Origin of the sequence: Shewanella mesophila (assembly GCF_019457515.1) — a bacterium.
In the GTDB taxonomy this organism is placed as follows: domain Bacteria; phylum Pseudomonadota; class Gammaproteobacteria; order Enterobacterales; family Shewanellaceae; genus Shewanella; species Shewanella mesophila.
The window spans coordinates 312,048-333,366 of sequence record NZ_CP080421.1; the positions used below are offsets into that span (position 1 = coordinate 312,048).

The 21,319-nt window shown below is 44.6% G+C and carries 13 protein-coding genes; 7 read left to right on the forward strand and 6 right to left on the reverse strand.

The features are described 5' to 3' along the window. Nucleotides 1-62: 62 nt before the first annotated feature. The 5 genes from K0I73_RS01460 to hemC form a co-directional block, all read right to left on the reverse strand. Complete coding sequence (locus tag K0I73_RS01460; protein WP_220062792.1) at nt 63-8,936, reverse strand: retention module-containing protein; 8,874 nt, start codon at nt 8,934-8,936, stop codon at nt 63-65. A 291-nt stretch (nt 8,937-9,227) separates the two neighbouring features. Next, nucleotides 9,228-10,394 (reverse strand): heme biosynthesis HemY N-terminal domain-containing protein, encoded by a 1,167-nt coding sequence (locus K0I73_RS01465; RefSeq protein WP_220062793.1) that lies wholly within the window; start codon nt 10,392-10,394, stop codon nt 9,228-9,230. Continuing rightward, on the reverse strand, nt 10,391-11,533 hold the full coding sequence (locus K0I73_RS01470) for a uroporphyrinogen-III C-methyltransferase (protein ID WP_220062794.1): 1,143 nt from the start codon (nt 11,531-11,533) through the stop codon (nt 10,391-10,393). Before K0I73_RS01470 ends, K0I73_RS01465 begins: the two co-directional genes overlap by 4 nt. Before the next feature lie 55 nt (nt 11,534-11,588). Then, nucleotides 11,589-12,320, reverse strand: a complete 732-nt coding sequence (locus tag K0I73_RS01475; RefSeq protein ID WP_220062795.1) for a uroporphyrinogen-III synthase — start codon at nt 12,318-12,320, stop codon at nt 11,589-11,591. 5 nt (nt 12,321-12,325) lie between these two features. Then, entirely contained in the window at nt 12,326-13,255 is a 930-nt protein-coding gene (hemC, locus tag K0I73_RS01480; RefSeq protein WP_220062796.1) for a hydroxymethylbilane synthase, read from the reverse strand. Nucleotides 13,256-13,466: 211 nt separating this feature from the next. On the opposite strand from hemC, the gene K0I73_RS01485 reads away from it, so the two are divergent. Then, nucleotides 13,467-15,887: a class I adenylate cyclase gene (locus K0I73_RS01485; RefSeq protein WP_220062797.1), complete on the forward strand. Its 2,421-nt coding sequence runs from the start codon at nt 13,467-13,469 to the stop codon at nt 15,885-15,887. 55 nt (nt 15,888-15,942) lie between these two features. Here the strand turns inward: K0I73_RS01485 and cyaY are convergent, their stop codons facing one another. Continuing rightward, complete coding sequence (gene cyaY, locus K0I73_RS01490; protein WP_220062798.1) at nt 15,943-16,275, reverse strand: iron donor protein CyaY; 333 nt, start codon at nt 16,273-16,275, stop codon at nt 15,943-15,945. A gap of 461 nt (nt 16,276-16,736) precedes the next feature. Between cyaY and lptM the strand changes: the two genes are divergently transcribed. The 6 genes from lptM to K0I73_RS01520 are packed head-to-tail and all read left to right on the forward strand — an operon-like array spanning nt 16,737 to nt 21,281. Further along, nucleotides 16,737-16,895 (forward strand): LPS translocon maturation chaperone LptM, encoded by a 159-nt coding sequence (gene lptM, locus K0I73_RS01495; RefSeq protein WP_258405251.1) that lies wholly within the window; start codon nt 16,737-16,739, stop codon nt 16,893-16,895. 4 nt (nt 16,896-16,899) lie between these two features. Next, the gene (gene lysA, locus K0I73_RS01500) at nt 16,900-18,144 is read left to right on the forward strand and encodes a diaminopimelate decarboxylase (RefSeq protein WP_220062800.1); all 1,245 of its coding nucleotides are present in this window, start codon (nt 16,900-16,902) and stop codon (nt 18,142-18,144) included. Between the two features lie 49 nt (nt 18,145-18,193). Beyond that, nucleotides 18,194-19,027, forward strand: a complete 834-nt coding sequence (dapF, locus tag K0I73_RS01505) for a diaminopimelate epimerase (RefSeq protein ID WP_220062801.1) — start codon at nt 18,194-18,196, stop codon at nt 19,025-19,027. 2 nt (nt 19,028-19,029) lie between these two features. Next, the gene (locus tag K0I73_RS01510) at nt 19,030-19,668 is read left to right on the forward strand and encodes a DUF484 family protein (protein ID WP_220062802.1); all 639 of its coding nucleotides are present in this window, start codon (nt 19,030-19,032) and stop codon (nt 19,666-19,668) included. Between the two features lie 4 nt (nt 19,669-19,672). Beyond that, the gene (gene xerC / locus K0I73_RS01515; RefSeq protein ID WP_220062803.1) at nt 19,673-20,569 is read left to right on the forward strand and encodes a tyrosine recombinase XerC; all 897 of its coding nucleotides are present in this window, start codon (nt 19,673-19,675) and stop codon (nt 20,567-20,569) included. Continuing rightward, on the forward strand, nt 20,565-21,281 hold the full coding sequence (locus K0I73_RS01520; protein WP_220064213.1) for an HAD-IA family hydrolase: 717 nt from the start codon (nt 20,565-20,567) through the stop codon (nt 21,279-21,281). The genes xerC and K0I73_RS01520 overlap by 5 nt, the downstream gene beginning before the upstream one ends. Nucleotides 21,282-21,319 lie beyond the last annotated feature (38 nt).

Here is a 21,319-nt window from a genome sequence, read left to right on the forward strand (position 1 = left end):
AAAGGCCAAACATTCTTTGGTGCGTAGTCTGGCCTTCTATTGTGATATTTATATATTAGATCTTAAGGTATTGTATCTATAATTAGATTTTCATTGTTAAGTAAGTTACTAATGACCTGATTATCACTAAGTGAGTTATTTGCTGTCAGGTCAACGTTCTCTACAATGATGATCAAGTCGGTTAAACCGTCGTGATTTGCATCAACAGAAATTCCTGTATTACCACCGCTAAAGTTAAATTCTAGATATTCATCCAGACTAAAGTTGCCTGTCTCCTCATCAATTAGGATACTTGAAAGATCTAAAGCGTCGTAATTTACGTCAAAATTAACAAGGGTATCGGTGCTGCCATCAGCTGACCCGAGATTCCACACAAAAGTGTCTCTGTCTGTATCGACTCCGGCATCCATCGTATCGCTGCCAGTACCACCAATTAGTATGTCGCTACCTACACCACCAATAAGAATATCGTTGTCACCTTGTCCAAATAAGATGTCGTTACCGTTACCTCCATAGATAGTATCGCTGCCATCGTCTGCTCCTGATATATCAAACTCTTCAGTATGCTCAGATATGTAGCCGTGTATCTCAACGTCGCTAATATCATTGATATCAATATTCGTTTGAGTTGCCACATATTCTTTTAAGGCATCGTATCCTTGAGTGCTAATTCCTGTAAATTGAGCTAAGTCACCAAATACTATATCGTGCCCCTCACCAGCTGTGATGACATCATTACCAGGAAGAAGGCTAGATTGAAGAATTGCATCGGCTAAGTTACTCACGTCAACATTATTTAGGACTTGCCCATCAGAGTCGAAGTCTTCAAGTATGTTAGTATTGATGTTATTGCCAAGTCCGATTGCTTGTATGATTGATAATGCACTTAGCAAGTTGAATGCAGCTAACCCGTTCTGGTAGCTGCTACCAGGTATACCTCCATCGGAAGTTGGTCTTCCATCAGTAATGAAGTACGTGAGGTTGCTGCCGCTATTTTGAGATGCCAATCCAGTTGCAAACCAATCGTAAACCTCGTTAAAGGCGGCATAGTAATTAGTTTGCCCTCCACTGCTCATCGAAGCCATTGCGGTGCTTATCTGCGCTAAGGCATCATTTGCCGTTAAGTCTATAGAGATAAGTGTTTGAGCCGAACTGGCGAAATCAACTAATAAAACATTTACGCTTCCTGAATTAGGCAGATTCGCATTCGTAATTAATTGTTCGATAACGCTGAGTATTTGTGATCTTGCAGTATTCACACCTGAATTCCCCATGCTACCAGAGGTATCTATGAGAAAAGCGATATTGTAGTTTTCACCTGGGATAATGCTTGTGGTGTCGCTAACAATCAGATCATTACCGTCACTGCCCTGATGTGTATCATCGCCAGGATTTAATGTCTGGTGATTGAATATTTCAATATCAACAGCGGCAGAATCTGTTCCACCATTGCCATCACTTATTTCATAAGTAAATCTAACTGGGGCTGAGCTATTACCATTATGCTGATAGGTATAGCTACCATCTTCTTGAATAGTTAACACTCCTCCTGCAACATTAACAGTGGCAACCCCATTAACAAACGTGAGTTCTGCACCATTGATATGGGTAACTTTGAGGTTATCTCCATTAGCATCGGTATCAGAGCCTGATCCTGTGTCATCAGTTATTACATTGGAGCTAATTATTCCTCCGCTATCGACCTTGTATGCATTGTCGATTGCGTTAGGTACGTAGTTATCAGGAGTAAGTGTGATGTAAAAATGGCCGTTATTGTCATTAGTAAATGGTATTGCATCGCCATCATTATCAGTGGCAGTGTATGCAAACTCAAGGTCGATAGGAGTATTGAATACTACGCCAGAAGAGGATAATCCGTTGATTTGGAAATCTTCTCCACTAACGTGGAAGATCTCAATCGACATAATTGACAAACCATTGTGCTCTAATTCTTCAATTAAAAACACACCGTTGGTAGTTGTTATATCGACGACTTTTGTTGAGTTGTCTGAATAAGTAATTATGTATTGAATGTTAGCTGATCCTGTATGGTTACCGTTGTTATTAGTTCCCAAATCAATGGCTAATAAAGAGGTACCATCTACACCATATTCAATTTTAATTGACTCATTTTCGCTGATGGAGGTCTGCGGCCCCACTCCAATGCCGTGACTATTAGAGTTAATTTGAGAAGAAATACCGTTCGTGTATCCTGTAATTGTTGAGATAACACTAGTAGCCTGTCCATTTTGAGCATAAATTGAACCGTCAAAATCAACATAATAAGTTAGGTTATTACCTGCTGGCGCCGAACCTATGTTGTAGTCAATTACCGCTTCTTGGTCTACTTCCTGAAGTAGTACAAACTGATAGTCGTAATGACCATCAGCATCTAATACAGCAGTTAACGTAAATACATCCACACCGTTAGCAGTAGCAGTCAATGTGTTGCCATTCATTGTGTAAACAAGATCGTAACCGTCGTGCTGTAAACCAGTCGTAATGAGTTCGAAATTGACACTTCCGAAATCATCAGCACCAGGGTTAAATAGGTCTGCTGTGACAGTACTACCTATGCTATGGGAAATATCATGTACTAATGATTCGTCAACTTCGTCTACTCCCGAGTCATCTTCAACAGTGACACTAAAGGTTGTTGATACATCAGCTGAATCATCATTAATTGTGACCCCAAAGTTTAACTGCATAATATCTTCAATGCTGTTAAGTGCATGATCTACAGGACCTAAAAGGTTAACTGTATAAGCCACACTATAACCAGATGTATCCCCAGTTACAGAGCCAAGCACTATAGTCATGATCGCAGTGTTATCAACTGAGCCAGTGAGAGTGTTGGTTTGACTATTCCAACTCCAACTGACTAACTGTCCATCGGAATACACACCTATGCTTGGGCCTGACAATGAAATGGCAAAAGCACTGCTGTCAGTGGCATCAGGATCTGTAAAGGTAATCACGCCGTCATTGGTTTTTAGATCAGTTTCATCAGAAGGATCGCCGATATTATCTATAATGCCAGCCGATAAGCCTTCTTCAGATACAACTGTTGAACCTGCGTTAATTACGGGCAGGTCGTTAACTGGGGTTACGGTAATGGTCACGGTAGCGGTATCAGTATCGGTGCCATCGCTTAAGGTGTACTCAAAACTTGGCGGTGTTTGAGTAGGGTCCGAGCCATCGTGTTGATATTCAAAGGTACCGTCTGCTTTGATGCGCAAGGTACCGCCATCAATCGTGAAGTCTTGACTCCATCCGTCAACGTCAAAGACAAGCGCAATGCCATTCACTTCGGTGACAACGAGTGTTCCGCCGTCGCCGCCATCGCTGTCGACCAAATTATCGCCATCGTTATGGGTAATAACATTCCCTTGCGCTAAGGCGCCTTCATTAATACTGAAGCTGTCATCTTCAGCAAAAGGCCCATCGTTAACTGGGGTTACGGTAATGGTCACGGTAGCGGTATCAGTATCGGTGCCATCGCTTAAGGTGTACTCAAAACTTGGCGGTGTTTGAGTAGGGTCCGAGCCATCGTGTTGATATTCAAAGGTACCGTCTGCTTTGATGCGCAAGGTACCGCCATCAATCGTGAAGTCTTGACTCCATCCGTCAACGTCAAAGACAAGCGCAATGCCATTCACTTCGGTGACAACGAGTGTTCCGCCGTCGCCGCCATCGCTGTCGACCAAATTATCGCCATCGTTATGGGTAATAACATTCCCTTGCGCTAAGGCGCCTTCATTAATACTGAAGCTGTCATCTTCAGCAAAAGGCCCATCGTTAACTGGGGTTACGGTAATGGTCACGGTAGCGGTATCAGTATCGGTGCCATCGCTTAAGGTGTACTCAAAACTTGGCGGTGTTTGAGTAGGGTCCGAGCCATCGTGTTGATATTCAAAGGTACCGTCTGCTTTGATGCGCAAGGTACCGCCATCAATCGTGAAGTCTTGACTCCATCCGTCAACGTCAAAGACAAGCGCAATGCCATTCACTTCGGTGACAACGAGTGTTCCGCCGTCGCCGCCATCGCTGTCGACCAAATTATCGCCATCGTTATGGGTAATAACATTCCCTTGCGCTAAGGCGCCTTCATTAATACTGAAGCTGTCATCTTCAGCAAAAGGCCCATCGTTAACTGGGGTTACGGTAATGGTCACGGTAGCGGTATCAGTATCGGTGCCATCGCTTAAGGTGTACTCAAAACTTGGCGGTGTTTGAGTAGGGTCCGAGCCATCGTGTTGATATTCAAAGGTACCGTCTGCTTTGATGCGCAAGGTACCGCCATCAATCGTGAAGTCTTGACTCCATCCGTCAACGTCAAAGACAAGCGCAATGCCATTCACTTCGGTGACAACGAGTGTTCCGCCGTCGCCGCCATCGCTGTCGACCAAATTATCGCCATCGTTATGGGTAATAACATTCCCTTGCGCTAAGGCGCCTTCATTAATACTGAAGCTGTCATCTTCAGCAAAAGGCCCATCGTTAACTGGGGTTACGGTAATGGTCACGGTAGCGGTATCAGTATCGGTGCCATCGCTTAAGGTGTACTCAAAACTTGGCGGTGTTTGAGTAGGGTCCGAGCCATCGTGTTGATATTCAAAGGTACCGTCTGCTTTGATGCGCAAGGTACCGCCATCAATCGTGAAGTCTTGACTCCATCCGTCAACGTCAAAGACAAGCGCAATGCCATTCACTTCGGTGACAACGAGTGTTCCGCCGTCGCCGCCATCGCTGTCGACCAAATTATCGCCATCGTTATGGGTAATAACATTCCCTTGCGCTAAGGCGCCTTCATTAATACTGAAGCTGTCATCTTCAGCAAAAGGCCCATCGTTAACTGGGGTTACGGTAATGGTCACGGTAGCGGTATCAGTATCGGTGCCATCGCTTAAGGTGTACTCAAAACTTGGCGGTGTTTGAGTAGGGTCCGAGCCATCGTGTTGATATTCAAAGGTACCGTCTGCTTTGATGCGCAAGGTACCGCCATCAATCGTGAAGTCTTGACTCCATCCGTCAACGTCAAAGACAAGCGCAATGCCATTCACTTCGGTGACAACGAGTGTTCCGCCGTCGCCGCCATCGCTGTCGACCAAATTATCGCCATCGTTATGGGTAATAACATTCCCTTGCGCTAAGGCGCCTTCATTAATACTGAAGCTGTCATCTTCAGCAAAAGGCCCATCGTTAACTGGGGTTACGGTAATGGTCACGGTAGCGGTATCAGTATCGGTGCCATCGCTTAAGGTGTACTCAAAACTTGGCGGTGTTTGAGTAGGGTCCGAGCCATCGTGTTGATATTCAAAGGTACCGTCTGCTTTGATGCGCAAGGTACCGCCATCAATCGTGAAGTCTTGACTCCATCCGTCAACGTCAAAGACAAGCGCAATGCCATTCACTTCGGTGACAACGAGTGTTCCGCCGTCGCCGCCATCGCTGTCGACCAAATTATCGCCATCGTTATGGGTAATAACATTCCCTTGCGCTAAGGCGCCTTCATTAATACTGAAGCTGTCATCTTCAGCAAAAGGCCCATCGTTAACTGGGGTTACGGTAATGGTCACGGTAGCGGTATCAGTATCGGTGCCATCGCTTAAGGTGTACTCAAAACTTGGCGGTGTTTGAGTAGGGTCCGAGCCATCGTGTTGATATTCAAAGGTACCGTCTGCTTTGATGCGCAAGGTACCGCCATCAATCGTGAAGTCTTGACTCCATCCGTCAACGTCAAAGACAAGCGCAATGCCATTCACTTCGGTGACAACGAGTGTTCCGCCGTCGCCGCCATCGCTGTCGACCAAATTATCGCCATCGTTATGGGTAATAACATTCCCTTGCGCTAAGGCGCCTTCATTAATACTGAAGCTGTCATCTTCAGCAAAAGGCCCATCGTTAACTGGGGTTACGGTAATGGTCACGGTAGCGGTATCAGTATCGGTGCCATCGCTTAAGGTGTACTCAAAACTTGGCGGTGTTTGAGTAGGGTCCGAGCCATCGTGTTGATATTCAAAGGTACCGTCTGCTTTGATGCGCAAGGTACCGCCATCAATCGTGAAGTCTTGACTCCATCCGTCAACGTCAAAGACAAGCGCAATGCCATTCACTTCGGTGACAACGAGTGTTCCGCCGTCGCCGCCATCGCTGTCGACCAAATTATCGCCATCGTTATGGGTAATAACATTCCCTTGCGCTAAGGCGCCTTCATTAATACTGAAGCTGTCATCTTCAGCAAAAGGCCCATCGTTAACTGGGGTTACGGTAATGGTCACGGTAGCGGTATCAGTATCGGTGCCATCGCTTAAGGTGTACTCAAAACTTGGCGGTGTTTGAGTAGGATCCGAGCCATCGTGTTGATATTCAAAGGTACCGTCTGCTTTGATGCGCAAGGTACCGCCATCAATCGTGAAGTCTTGACTCCATCCGTCAACGTCAAAGACAAGCGCAATGCCATTCACTTCGGTGACAACGAGTGTTCCGCCGTCGCCGCCATCGCTGTCGACCAGATTATCGCCATCGTTATGGGTAATAACATTCCCTTGCGCTAAGGCGCCTTCATTAATACTGAAGCTGTCATCTTCAGCAAAAGGCCCATCGTTAACTGGGGTTACAGTAATGGTCACGGTAGCTGGTGTACTGTCGGCTAAACCATCGTTGTCGATAGCATGATAGGTAAAGGTGGTTTGGCCATTCCAATCTTCATTAGGGATAAAGGTGATTACATTGGCATCTGCAACCAAAATAGTCATGCCTAAGGTAACGGCTTCGCCGTTAAGCATGAGTATGCCGTTATCAGGTAAGCTATCAATTACAAAGCTGACCACTGAACCATCGAGGTCACTACCGCTTAATTCAGGTATAACAACGCTGGTATCTTCCGGGCCAGAGGCGACGAGGTCATAGGTTTCTGGCGCATCGTTGGTGCCTTGAATGGTAATTGTCACCACTTGCGTATCGATAGCCCCGAATTCATCGGTTACGGTGACTAAGAATGTTTCTACGGCGCTCTGACCTTCAGCCAAACTGTTGGCTAAGGCATTATCTAAGGTGTAGGTCCACTCCCCAGTATTGGCATCAATACTGAAGGTACCGTAGTTAGTGGAGTTAGTTACTTCTGGTGCGAAGCTCCAGCTGGGGTCACCACTGACTTTGACATCGACATCACTGACCGACAAGGTACCGGAGATGCTGTTCACACCGTTAATTACGTTTCCATTATCGGCATTACCTGCCTCAATCACAGTGCCGCTAGCACTGTCACTTTCATCAAGGAATAAGATTGGACTGTCGTTAGTGCCTTGAATGGTAATTGTCACCACTTGCGTATCGGTAGCCCCGAATTCATCGGTGACGGTGACTAAGAAGGTTTCTTCGGCGCTCTGACCTTCAGCTAAGCTGTCGGCTAAGGCATTATCTAAGGTGTAGATCCACTCTCCAGTATCGGCATTAATACTAAAGATACCATAGTCGGTGGTGTTAGTGATTTCAGGCGTGAAGCTCCAGCTTAGCACTGCGCCGATATCGGCATCTGTGGCTTCTAGGATTCCGCTAACTGTTGCGATACCTGACACAACAGTTCCATCATCTTCATTACCCGCTTCGATAACTGTTCCTGCATCATAATCTTGATTTCCTTCTCCGCCTGATGGCGGTGTGATGATGGGGATATCATTAGTGCCAGTAATAGTGATCGTTAGTGGAACTAGTACTGAGTCGCCGTCATTGTCGGTTAGTAGGTAGTTAAAGCTTTCAATGACTTGCTCACCTAAGGCTAATGACTGGACATCAGAAGAGTCATTGTTTAGCTGATAGGTATAGCTACCATCGGTAAAAATCGTTAGTAAACCGAATTCACCTTGAATGGTATTCGATGTTGAAACGGCGACAGATGTGCCTTGTGCGTTAGTGATTGCGGTAACTTCTGCCGAATCGGCACCTAAGGTGTCATTAGCCAGTAAATTTCCTGCAATTTGTGCCGGACTATCTTCTGTTACACTGTTGGTGTCGGCGAAACCTTCGGGCTGGTCGTCAATAACATTAACGGTAATGCTACCGTTGGCCACATTACCTGCACCGTCAACCAATTCGATATTGAATACAAATTGCAGTTGGTCACTAGCACTATGATCGACACTCGAATTGAGCGTGTAATCATAGACAAACTGACCTGTTGAACTGTCAAATCCGGTAATGGTCAACACGCCATTTTCGGTATTAATAACGATGGGGCCTGCAAATTGGCCATTGTTGATAATATCGATTCCATTGATCGTTAGGCTGGCGATACCAGCTTCTGCATTCGCCTGAATGTTTGCTGCGAGTTTCGTCAATAATGACGATGGATCGCTACCTTGTGGGAGGTTCGCTTCAAAAATGGAAAAGCTTGCAGAGGTCAATGTCGGTGCCGCGAACGTTTGTTCCGGTATAATTACTGTTTCTGGTGGGGTATCTGCCGCTAGAGTAAAACCAGCCGTGTCCCAACCCGCGCCTGCGAGAGTCTCATCTCCAGTACGCCCTAAGGTGACAAAGTCAGAGCCGCCTTCGTTACCAGCGGTACCAGCACCAGCCGCGGTTTCTGGTAATCCTTGAGTTGGATCATCTCCAGCTAGAATTTGCGCTTGTAACGCTGCAATTTCGGGATCGAGAGCAACGGGCACATCAGTTAGCTGATTTGCCGAATCGGTATCGCCTGAATTGCTGGCTGTTTCTTGAGATGGAGTTTGCTCAAGTAGATTTGCCTGAGTTGTTAATGTGCCATCTTCATACTCTAAGTTGAATTTAGCTTGTGGGGAAAAAATCAGCTGTTCACCAGATCGGATAACGTCGCCAATTTTGACATCTCTGATATTTCCCTGTTCATCTTTAACCTTGAGTTGACCGACAAGATTAACAACTACCGCGTCCTGTGTTGTGATTGATGCACCCATAATCATTTCTCGCTTTACTTAGGGTAGATCTAGAGCGCTATTACACTAGTTACACTCTAGCCAATTAGCCTATTTGTTTATTTGTCTGTAGTAAGTGTGGTTGGCTTTGATTTAGAGTCAAATGCGGTGGAATTGGTAAGAAAAGTGACCTAAAAGAGAGTTTTTTAGCGGAGGTGGGTAATAGTTTGTTTTAATGAAGTTTATCTTAAACTAGTAATTAAATGAGAGAATGCTTAAGTAATAAACCACCAGTGAAGGTGGTTTATTAGTCAAAAAAAGTATAAAAAAGCGTCAAAAAATTGCCGCTTTACGGTAACTTTGTAATGCAGAGTTCTGATCGCCAAGATGTTCTTGTGCCTCAGCCAAGGCTAGCCATGCCTGCTTTGACGGCGTTTGACCGCAAACTTTTTGCCACCATTTGTGAGACTCTCTGTACTCTTTACTTTGATCGTATAGGCTAGCAATACAAGCTTGGTAATTGGCATCATCGGCATATTTTTTCTCAAGATCGAAAATATGTTTTCTGGCATCGAGATCGGCTGCAGAGAGGACTTTGGCTATTGCAGCAAAAATATCTTGGTTTGGTGTGTTTTTTAGCGCCTTAAATAATATCTTAATGGCTTCATTTTTTCGGTCGAATGCTGCAATACCAATTGCATATTGTGCGATGAAAGAGGGCTGCTTGCGCTCAGTTCTACTTAACCAATGCCACACCTTTTCCAATTCCTGTTCATTTTTATCAGCCGCTGAAGCTAAGAGTGCTCGATTGGTTGCATCATTTAAGTCAGCAAATTCGTCTTGAGTGAGAATGCTGCGTTTATTGGCTATGGGTAAGAGTAACTTAAGTGCATTCCAATCTTTTTGAGCTTGATAAAGCTCGATAGCAAGGCGTAATAATGGCCTTTTACTCTTACTTGTCGGATTGATCTGATCCAAAATAGCCCGCGCCTGTTCTAATTCCCCTTGTTGCAATAGGTATCTGAGTCGAGTCGTTTGCACAGCTGTGGTGGCTTGAGGATCTTGCTCTGCCTGTAAGAGGTAGTTGTCGCGAGCTGTGGTGTTGTTTTGATGCTGTGCAGCTCGGGCTGCTGCTAATAAATTAAGAGCGGGAATTTCCCCCTTATTCGCGCCTTTCGCCATCGCTTTTTCCGCTTCAGCCCAATCTTCTTCTGCTAAGGCCAGCGCGCCATGTAAGGTGTGTTTTCTTGCCTTTTTACGTCGCCATTTTTCAGGAAGCAAGCGACTGCTTAATATTAGGTTGAGAGCCCAAACGACTAGCGCTTCGAGACAAACAAGTACTGCATAAAATAAGATCGCAGCAAATAGAGCAAAAATCAGGCTAGTCTCTAACTCTTGATCACCTATTGCTATATAAAGGTAACCGTTTAGCCCTGAAAGATAAGGACTGATGATCAGACCAACGAGAATGATAGCAAGATAGATCAACGCCTTAATCATAGTGGCTTCTCCTGCTCGCTAATAAGACTTCCGTGTGTAACTAGTTGTTGTAGCAGTGGCGTTGCCGAAAATTGCTTGATGCTAGGCGATTGAAGCTCTAGGGTCACCAAGGCATCTAAGGCCGCTACAGTTTGTTCCGTTTTACTATCAGATAGGTCGAAATACTGATAAATCCATTTTCTTGCCAAGGTAATAGACTGGCGATAGTTAACCTGATCTTGACGGAAAAGTGCCAATTGAGCCTGCAAGAGTTTGTTGCGGATATTTTCGACTAGGTACCATTGTTGATCGGGTGCCAGAAGAGGGGCGTGATCGGTAGTGCGTTTACGAATCACCACAAACTCTTCAATGAGTGCCTGCCACGACTTAGCTAAATTGCTTTGCCAATCTTCGATTGAATCTGTCATTGCTAGGGAGTCATCGGTTGTAGTGACATCTGATTTGCTTCGATTTAGTTTAAGCTGTTGCAGACTCTCTATCATACTATCCAAAGTCAGTACCGTACCTGCAACATCGGTGGTTTTAATTGCAGCAACTTCGGTCATATCTTTTGCAAGTGCTTTACGAAGCGGGATCAATGAGGGATCTTTCATTGTCTCGATACGGTCATCTGCAGCCTCTAGTAAGCTAAGTGCCGTTTGAGGATCTTTTTCTAACCACAATTTACTCCCTGCCATTCTGACCAAGTATTTAGCTTCTTCTGCCATCCAATGGTTGGGATTTTGTTGAGCTAGCTTGTTGACTTGCTCTTGCAATTGATTCTGTGATTCAGAAACGTGAGTCAGTTTATTTGCAACATCACGTTCTACTGAACGCTGTTGCTGCTCCAAATGAGTAATACGAGCTAAAGGATCATCAAGACGTTGTTGCAGTTGTTTGGATAGCTCGGCCGATCTTTCTTTCTGAACGGTGAGTTCTTGGTATAGATAGAATCCGCCAGCAGAAGTAGCAAACAGTAATAACAGAATGAAAATGAGGTTAAACAGGAAGCCCCAAGAAACGCCCTTAGACAGCTTACTATCTTGGGGTGTCTCTGTTGATGGAGAAGGTGCAGAGGCCTCTGCAAAGTTCGCATCTACGGTGTCACTAATTTTAGATGTTGGTGCTACCGCTTTGCTTTGTTGCGTATTATTATCCATTCAACAGATTCCTTGAAAACGTAAGACTACTTAGCTATGCAGGAGGTTGAAAGGTTTACTTAGATAAACCTAAAGCTATAAGTACTGCATTGCTATTAGCTGCTAGAGCATTCGTTACTTGTGTAAAGCCCGCTTGTATCGCTTGTTCATGTACACGAGAGCTAGGCACTATAATATGACAAGCGTGCAGCCAAGCAAATAGTTCTTTAGGTACAAGTGTTAGTAGATTAGAGAGCACTTCGCCACTGGTGACGACAATCGTATCAACATGTTGTTGTTGCCAAGTTAGTGCAATTGTCTCATCTAAGGCTGGGCATGCGCGTTGATATACTTGCCAATAGCTCACATTCGCGCCTCTTGCGGTGAGTTGTTGCGCAAGGGTTTCGCGTCCTCCGACACCTCGAACTATGGTAAGGTTTTGTCCATCAAGATGTTGTAGCGAGGGCAATGTGAGTAGGCCTTCGGTCTGCTGACATTCAGCAGGTGCTTCCATTGCCTCAATCCCTAATGCATATAGAGCTAAGTAGGTTGCTTTACCTACTGCATAATATTTTGCTGAGGTTGGGAAGTGATTATTCAGGGCTTTTGCTGCGTATTCAACCGCATTGGTACTAATAAATATAATGATGTGTGCGTGATTAAACGCAGCTATAGCGTCCTTGTTGTCAATGTCTTCGGTAGCGACAACTTCAAGTAACGGCGTGACGATAAAGGGTATGTGTCTGTCGTTCAATGCATCGCACATTGACTGATTGCGCCCCTCGGGGCGCGTCAGTAACACTTTCATGCTATTTACTTAGCGTATACAGCGTCTAAGATCTCCTTAGCGCCTTTAGACAGTAAATCTTCAGCCAATGCGATGCCTAAGGCTTCAGCATCAGTTTTGGCGCCAGTCGTAGTACCTTCGATGATCTGGCTACCATCTGGATTGCCCACTAATCCGCGTAGTGTTAACGTATCACCTGAGATTTCGGCATATGCACCGATCGGTACTTGGCAACCACCTTCTAAACGCGTATTCATCGCACGCTCAGCGATAACTCTGTAACGGGTTTCGAGATGTTCGAGTGGAGCAAGTAGTGCTTTAACACGTTCATCATTAGTGCGGCACTCGATACCAACAGCGCCTTGTCCATTGGCAGGTAATGACTCTTCGGCAGAGATAAAGCTGGCTATCCGCGCCTCAAGTTTGAGGCGTTTAAGCCCTGCTGCCGCGAGAATAATCGCGTCATAGTTACCAGCGTCTAGTTTAGCTAGGCGGGTACCAACATTACCGCGTAGGTCGCGGATTTCTAAGTCCGGTCGTGCGGCTCTAATTTGGCATTGACGACGTAAACTAGAGGTTCCTACAATCGCACCTTGCGGTAACTCACTAATTGTTTTGTATGTATTTGATACAAATGCATCTCGTGGGTCTTCACGCTCACAAATCACTTGTAGGCCTAGGCCTTCAGGGAAATCAACGGGAACATCCTTCATTGAGTGAACCGCAATATCTGCCAAATCTTCAAGCATGGCAACTTCAAGTTCTTTTACGAATAAGCCTTTACCGCCGACTTTGGCTAATGGTGTGTCTAGGATGACATCACCTTTAGTGCTCATTGGAAGTAGTTCAACGACTAATCCGGGATGAATCTTTTCTAGTTCTGCTTTTACAAATTCTGCTTGCCACATTGCGAGTGGACTTTTTCGTGTAGCGATACGAATGACGTTTTGAGACATGCTCTATATTCCATCAATGGCCATAGTTGCGCTAATGCTAACATTGGTTTCAAGCTTATGTAAGAAACCACTGTTGATTCTTTGACGTATACCCATTTATCAAAAAACCAACACAAATAAAAAATGTGATCTAAGTCTCACTTGCTTGCGGTTTTTCAATTAACTGTTTAGCATATTAAAAGACAGTTAATTGGGATTAGGTGTTAACACGTTGAGTGAGCAAGAGCATTTTATCGAAACTGCCGATCGCTTAAATCAGGTCCGTTTTGCTCGGGCCTTAGCAATGCTTACGCCTTTACAACGTAACCTTTTCTATTTGATTCCATTATTATTTCATTACCACCGCTCTGGATACCCTGGCTATAATGGGCCTATGACGCCTTCAGGGGTTGCAACTTACTTTCCTGCAGACAAAGCGATAGAGGCTTGTAATACCTTAGGTTTGGCTGAGCCTAGCGTCGAGCACATTCAGCAAAATGCTATTTATGGTATTTACTCTATGGGGAGTACCGCCACTTTTGGTCAAAATCCAAAAAGCGATATTGACGTTTGGGTTGTATATGATCCTACTCTATCTAACGATGAACGACTTTCTCTGCAGCAAAAATCTGCGCTGCTGACCACCTGGTTCGCAAAGCATCAACTGGAAGTGAATATCTATCTGGTTCACCCAAAACAGTTTTTAGTTGCCAATAAAAATGAGGATAATCTTGGGGCTGCAATGGACTGTGAGAACAGTGGCAGTGCTCAGCATTGGTTATTGCTTGAGGAGTTTTATCGTAGTCATATCTGTTTAGGTGGGAAGCCTGTTGCATGGTGGCCAGATGCTTCGACGCCAGATAGCCATATATTTTTAGGCGATGTGAGAAATTTACCTGCCAGTGAGTACTTTGGTGCGTCATTGTGGCAACTTTACAAAGGACTCGATAAACCTCATAAGGCACTGCTGAAGGTTATGCTGCTCGAAGCTTATGCCAGTGATTATCCTGATACTGAGCTCGTGACCAATCAGGTATGGAAAAATACTATTGCTGGCGATTTCTCTGCATTTAATGATGCGTATTTTTTGCTTTATCAATCGATTGAACGCTATTTAAATCATAAAAATGATAAACGCCGGTTGGAGATTGTACGTCGCTGTTTCTATCTTAAATGTGGTATTAGACTTACGGTTGCAGATCATCCAAAAGACTGGCGCTATTTTAAATTACAATATTTAGTTGATAGCTGGGGTTGGTCAGACGTACTACTGAGTACGTTAGATCAATGTGCTACCTGGCATTGTGGTCAGTTACAGTGGTTTAACGAACAACTTAATGAACTGATGCTTGGCAGTTATCAAACACTACTGCGTTTTGCGTCAGAAAATAAACTCAGCGAGAGCCTAAAAATCTCTGAACTTGGGTTGTTAACTCGTAAGCTTCATACTTACTTTAGCGATAATAATGAGCAGATCATTCGCTTGAATCGGCTTTGGAGTGGTTCAATTGCTGAGCCATATTTGACCGTCATTTATAGCCATAATACTCAAGAGTTCTATCTCTATCGTTGTCCTCCTGAATCCAAAAACTTTATGGGTAATCGTGCTGTTTATCACTCGCATAGTAAAGCTAAGTTACTTATTTGGGCGACCTTAAATGGTGTATCTACTATAAATACTAAATGGTATGACTTTGGTGGTAATCATTGGCATAGCAAACAACTGACTAAAGCCGCCAGACGTTTGCCAAACATGTTGAAGGAAGGTGATTGGCGAGCTTCAAAGTTGGATCTGTGTAAGCCTTGGCACTTTAAGAGAATGATTTTTTTGATCAACTTTAATAGTGACCCAACGGTGAGTTGGCGGGGACAGGAGATTATGGTGGATTATATGAATGCCAATATCTTTGCGCTTGGCCGAGATAATATCAATATGCTGCAATCATTGGATGTAATTAGCCAAAATAGTTGGGGCGAATGGCACTGTCATCGATTTGATGGCAAGCAAGCGATTCTCGATGCGTTAGTTTATATTACCCCTGGAATGCAAAGAGCGACTGATGACGTTGAAGTGGGAGTGGTCAGCTGCTCTACTCGCCTAGCTAGTCAATTTGAACGTGCAGTAACTCAGTTGGTACGTCGAGCTCGATTGCTCAGTACCAAGGCTCAAAGTTCATCTACAATGGTGCATCCTCTGCAGGTAGGAGAGATAAAGTATGGTCTTTTCTTCAATTCGAAAGGAATGGTTTATCAGGACCTGAGTGACTCCAAGGCTTTTTATCAGAAATTATCTAAGCGACGAATGCTAGAGTTACCCCGCCCCAATTTAGGTAATGAACCTTTTAGCAAGATCCCTGAAGTGATCCAAGAGTACGCGGCTATTGGAGCGATTCAATATTTCTTACGTCAAGGTAAAGAGGGAATAGATGTGTTTGTTCTGGATGAGGAAAATGGCATTAATCATTATATTCAACCAGGAAGTAACTTGGATGAGTTAGTCAGTCAGGTTAGCCATCATCATGCTTTCGCTGAGTCATATATTGAGAAAGAGCGTTTTAATTTACCGCAGTTTTTTAGATTAGTCCGAATAGATGGCCGACTCACAGCGCTACCGTTTGGGGTCAATGTTGATGAGGCTGCCGTAGAGTTTTAGCGGTGCGCTTCTTTCGCTTTGAGCGAGTGGCACACCGCTTATTCACTCAAGCTGATTAGAGCTTGAGGTTGATACCGCCTTGGCGTCGAATCGACTCAATCACAAACGGCATGAATTCACCAGCATCACTGCGTTCATCAAGCCACTGCTCATCAACATAGGAAAAATGATATCCACCAAATTGAGTGGCAACCCAGATTTGATGCAATGGTTCCTGCTTATTAATGACTATTTTAGAGCGATCCTGAAATTCGAGCTGTAATACATTTCCAGAGGCATCGATATCAATGTCGGCGTCTTGTTCATCGATAGCATTTTCTATGGCATCTTCTATCGCTGTAAACATTTCATCAGCGAGCTTATGGTACTCGGAGTCAGTCATTGCCATGGCAAAGATCCTTCAATGGAGTGGTTTTCAGAGTCAATATAGTAGCAACGGCACTCTTGATGCTCCATAGATTTTTAACACATTCGGCCATAACTGATAAAAATATTCATATTGATGAATATTTGGCTGATATCTGCTTGACGTTTTAGTGCTATCTCTGCAAACATCAGAGGCCGTATACCTAAGCCAGTCTGTTGGCTTATATCGCTGTCTGGGTCTAAGTTTTTCTCTTATTATTTTGAGTTATGCTTAGGTAGTTGAGGTGATAAAACATCGTTTTTTAGCGGTTTTTGTGGTTTTTTATGCTGTTTTGCTAAAAATAACGTATTTTGTGTGAGTTAATCATGCATCTGATAAAGATGGTTTAGGTATATAAAAGCTCTAATCGATAGATAAACTGTGGCGCATTAACCTCGTCGCTTATTGTCCCATAAATTCCGGAATGTCTGATGTTGAGAAATATGAAGCTGATTTCACTAGTGCTGCTGGGTGGTTTGTCCATGGTGGCTTGTGGTCAAAAAGGGCCGTTGTACAAGGCGCCAGAGGTGCAAGATAATCAATCCTCACAGCAACAAAATAAGCCTGTAGAACCAGCGACGACAACACAGAAGAAGGATTAACGCAGTGGATTACTTTCTCTATAAAAACAATGAGCTTTATGCTGAACAGTGTCCCGTTGCTGAACTGGCCCATCGCTATGATACGCCACTGTATATTTATTCTCGCGCTACGTTAGAGCGTCATTGGCATGCATTCGATCAAGCGGTGGCTAATCATCCACATCTTATTTGTTACGCAGTTAAAGCTAACTCAAACTTAGCGGTTTTAAATGTATTAGCGCGTCTTGGAAGTGGTTTCGATATCGTGTCTGGCGGAGAGTTAGCCAGAGTGATTGAAGCCGGTGGCGATCCAAATAAGGTCGTCTTCTCTGGGGTGGGTAAAACCGTCGCAGAGATGGAAATGGCACTTAAGCTTGGTATCTACTGCTTTAATGTTGAGTCTGCTGCAGAGTTAGAACAGCTTAATCTTGTTGCATTGCGACTGGGTAAGATTGCGCCCGTTTCACTGCGTGTTAACCCCGATGTCGATGCTGGCACTCATCCCTATATTTCAACAGGGTTAAAAGAGAACAAGTTTGGTATCGCGATGGAAGATGCCGAGCGGATCTTTGTGCGTGCGCATCAATTACCAGGACTTGAGGTCAAAGGCGCAGATTGTCATATCGGCTCTCAGTTGACTGAAATTCAACCTTTTCTTGATGCAATGGAAAGGATGTTAGGACTTATCGATCGCCTTGCTGAGCAAGGGGTTATCATTTCTCATCTCGATGTAGGCGGAGGTTTAGGGGTGACTTATGATGATGAGCAGCCGCCAGAGCCTAGCGATTACGCCGCCGCTCTGCTTGATAAGATACAAGGTCGAGATCTCAAGCTTATCTTCGAACCTGGACGCGCTATTGCGGCCAATGCTGGCATTTTCGTTACTCAAGTACTTTATTTAAAAGAAAATAGCGACAAAAACTTTGCCTTAGTTGATGGTGCGATGAATGATTTAATAAGGCCTTCACTCTATAGCGCTTGGCAAAATATCATTCCGGTAAAGCCAAGAGAAGGTGTCGCTCTCAACTATGATATTGTCGGCCCTGTGTGCGAGACCGGTGATTTTCTCGGTAAAGATCGCATGTTGAATCTGCAAGCCGATGATCTGCTTGCCGTGCGTTCATCAGGGGCTTATGGTTTTACCATGTCATCGAACTATAACTCTCGCCCACGTGTAGCTGAGGTCATGGTTGATGGCGATAAGCATTATTTGGTGAGAGAGCGAGAAAAAGTATCGCAACTGTGGCAAGGTGAACAACTGCTCCCGTAAACTGGGAGAAGTGAAAGTTAGTTAGCTCGTTATTTTAAGGAAAACTCTTTTGATCCTATTCACCAAAATGCATGGTTTAGGCAACGACTTTATGGTGGTCGATGGCGTGACCCAAAACGTCTATTTTTCGCCTGAGCAGATAAAGCGCTTGGCTGATCGAAACTTTGGCGTAGGTTTTGACCAGCTATTATTGGTGGAGCCCCCCTATGATCCCGAGCTAGATTTCCATTATCGTATTTTTAATGCCGATGGTAGTGAAGTTGAGCAGTGCGGTAATGGTGCGCGTTGTTTTGCGCAGTTCGTTAGAACGAAAGGTCTGACTAATAAGCAAAAAATTAAGGTTAGCACCTCTTCTGGTAAAATGACCTTACGATTAGAGCGTGACGGAAATGTTACCGTTAATATGGGCGTACCTATTCTAGAGCCAAACCGCATCCCATTTAGTGCCAAAAAGGCAGAAAAAACCTATTTGCTACAAACCGAGCACGACAGCGGTATTCAGACGTTCTTGTGTGGTGCGGTTTCTATGGGGAATCCCCATTGTGTACTCGATGTTGAAGATGTCGATAGCGCAGAGGTGGAGACGATAGGTGCATTGCTCACTAACCATGAGCGTTTTCCCAAAGGGGTAAACGTGGGCTTTATGCAGATTATCAATAGTGGTCATGTCAAACTGCGAGTTTACGAGCGTGGCGCCGCCGAAACCTTAGCTTGTGGTAGTGGTGCATGTGCCGCTGCGGTTGTTGGACAGTTACAAGGAAAATTAGATCGTCGCGTGAGAGTCGATCTGCCTGGTGGAACCCTTACCATTAACTGGGAAGGTGAGGGCAAGCCTTTATGGATGACGGGACCAGCGGAACATGTTTACGATGGACAGATATAGCAATGAATGATGCCATGAATAAAAAAACGGAATTACCTTTCGATGAGATATTGATCCGTGAATATCTGCTCGATAATCCAGATTTCTTTAGCCGTTATCCAGAGTTATTGCTGGCGATGCGTATTCCCCATGCTGAGCGTGGCGCAGTGTCTCTTGTTGAACGTAAACAGGAGATGCTAAGAGGTAAAGTTGCCCAGCTTGAAGAGGAGATCACTTCTTTGTTATCGATGGCATCACGTAACGAAAAAATCTTCATGTTTAATACTGCTTTGTCTCTTAAGCTGTTGCAGGCAGAAGATCTAGGTGAACTAAGGCAGCTGTTATCTGTTGAATTAAAAGAGAAATTCCAATTTACCCATGTTCGCTTAATCACAGTGCATGATATTGATAGCGATCTATCCCATATCTGGAGTGAGCGCTTAAAGCAGGGATACTATTTCGGTCGTTTGACTCAAAATGAGTCGAAGCGCCTATTTGGTTGTGATGTCGGATCTGTTGCTCTCTCTCGTTTGTCGGAGCAATGCGGACAAGTAATTTTTGCTATCGCCAGTGCCGATCCTATGCATTTTCATCCCGATATGGACAACCTGTTGTTAGACCAGCTGAAACAGTTACTCGATCACCTGCTGCCAAAGCTTTGATCCGATGACATCAGTACATTGGCTTGCGCGCTTTGAAACTTATCTTGCTTCTGAGCGCCAACTTTCCCCTCATACCGTTCGTAATTACTGCTTTGAGCTACAGCGTGTGGAAAAACTGTTGCCAGCTGATATGGGTTGGCATCAAGTCACTGCTGAAGAGCTGCAAGCGGTGCTTAATAAGCTACATCGCCAAGGCCTTGGAGCACGTTCAATCGCGCTGTGCTTATCGGCCATCAGGCAATTTTTTTATTATCTGCTGCAAGAATCGCTAGTAACTCTTGATCCATCGGCAAGCTTAAATGCGCCAAAGCAGGGTAAACCACTACCGAAGAATATGGATCTTGATTCGGTTACTCACTTGCTTACCATTGATGATGACTCGCCGTTAGCGATGCGAGACAAAGCAATAATGGAGTTGTTTTATTCATCAGGGTTACGACTCGCTGAGCTCGCCGCGCTAAATACCTCAGATATTGACCACAATGAACAGCAAGTTAAGGTGATGGGCAAAGGCAGTAAGGAGCGAATTGTTCCGATTGGGCGTATGGCGATAGAAGCGATAGCGTTATGGTTGTCTATTCGGTTAACTTTGCCCTGTGAAGATGATGCCTTGTTTGTGACTGCGAAAGGTAAACGCCTTGCTCACCGCTCGATTCAGGCACGTTTAAATAAGTGGGGGCAAGAACAAGGTTTAAGCATGCATGTCCATCCGCATAAGTTAAGACACTCATTTGCGACTCATATGCTGGAATCGAGTGCCGATTTACGTGCCGTGCAAGAACTATTAGGTCATGCAAATTTATCCACGACCCAAGTGTATACCAGTCTCGATTTTCAACATTTAGCTAAAGTGTATGATGGTGCTCACCCGAGAGCAAAAAAGCGAGGTGGCAATGATTAATGTCTCGATTCGTCCCCGTCCTTTTAGTGTAATTAGTTTCGATCTCGACGATACGCTCTACGATAATCGGCCGATTATTATCAATGCAGAGCAGCAGTTAATTGTATTTTTGGCCAAGCATTATCCCAAATCCATTCAATGGCAAAGCGAGCAGTGGTTTACGGTGAAAAAACAAGTGGTGAAGTTGCAACCCGAGCTTGCTCACGATACCAGCGCCGCGAGATTAGTCACCTTAGCCTATGGCTTACAGCAACTTGGCTATTCTAAAGCCGAAGCGGAGCAAGGGGCTCACGATGGACTTAGCCATTTTTTAAAATATCGCTCAGATGTCTCGGTGAGTGATGAGAACTTGGTTATTTTGCATCAACTGGCACAGCGATATCGTCTAATTGGGATCACCAATGGTAACGTCGATGCAAAGCGTATTGGTTTAGGTGAGGTGTTTGAATTTGTGTTGCACCCTGGCAACGGCATTCGCATGAAACCCTATCCTGATATGTTTTATCAGGCAGCCAGCCGTTTAGCTCTATCCCCAGAGCAATTATTACATGTCGGTGATAGCTATAAGGCAGATGTGCAAGGCGCCAGAAAAGCTGGATGTCAGACGGTTTGGTTAAATCCTGCCGTCGATAGAGAGCCGCAATCTTTTGGTAATGGCGTATTACCTCACTTGCAAGTGTGTCAATTGAGTGAGTTATTGCACCTCGTATAAGCTTAACTGTCCCATGGTTAGTTTAATGGTAATAGAAA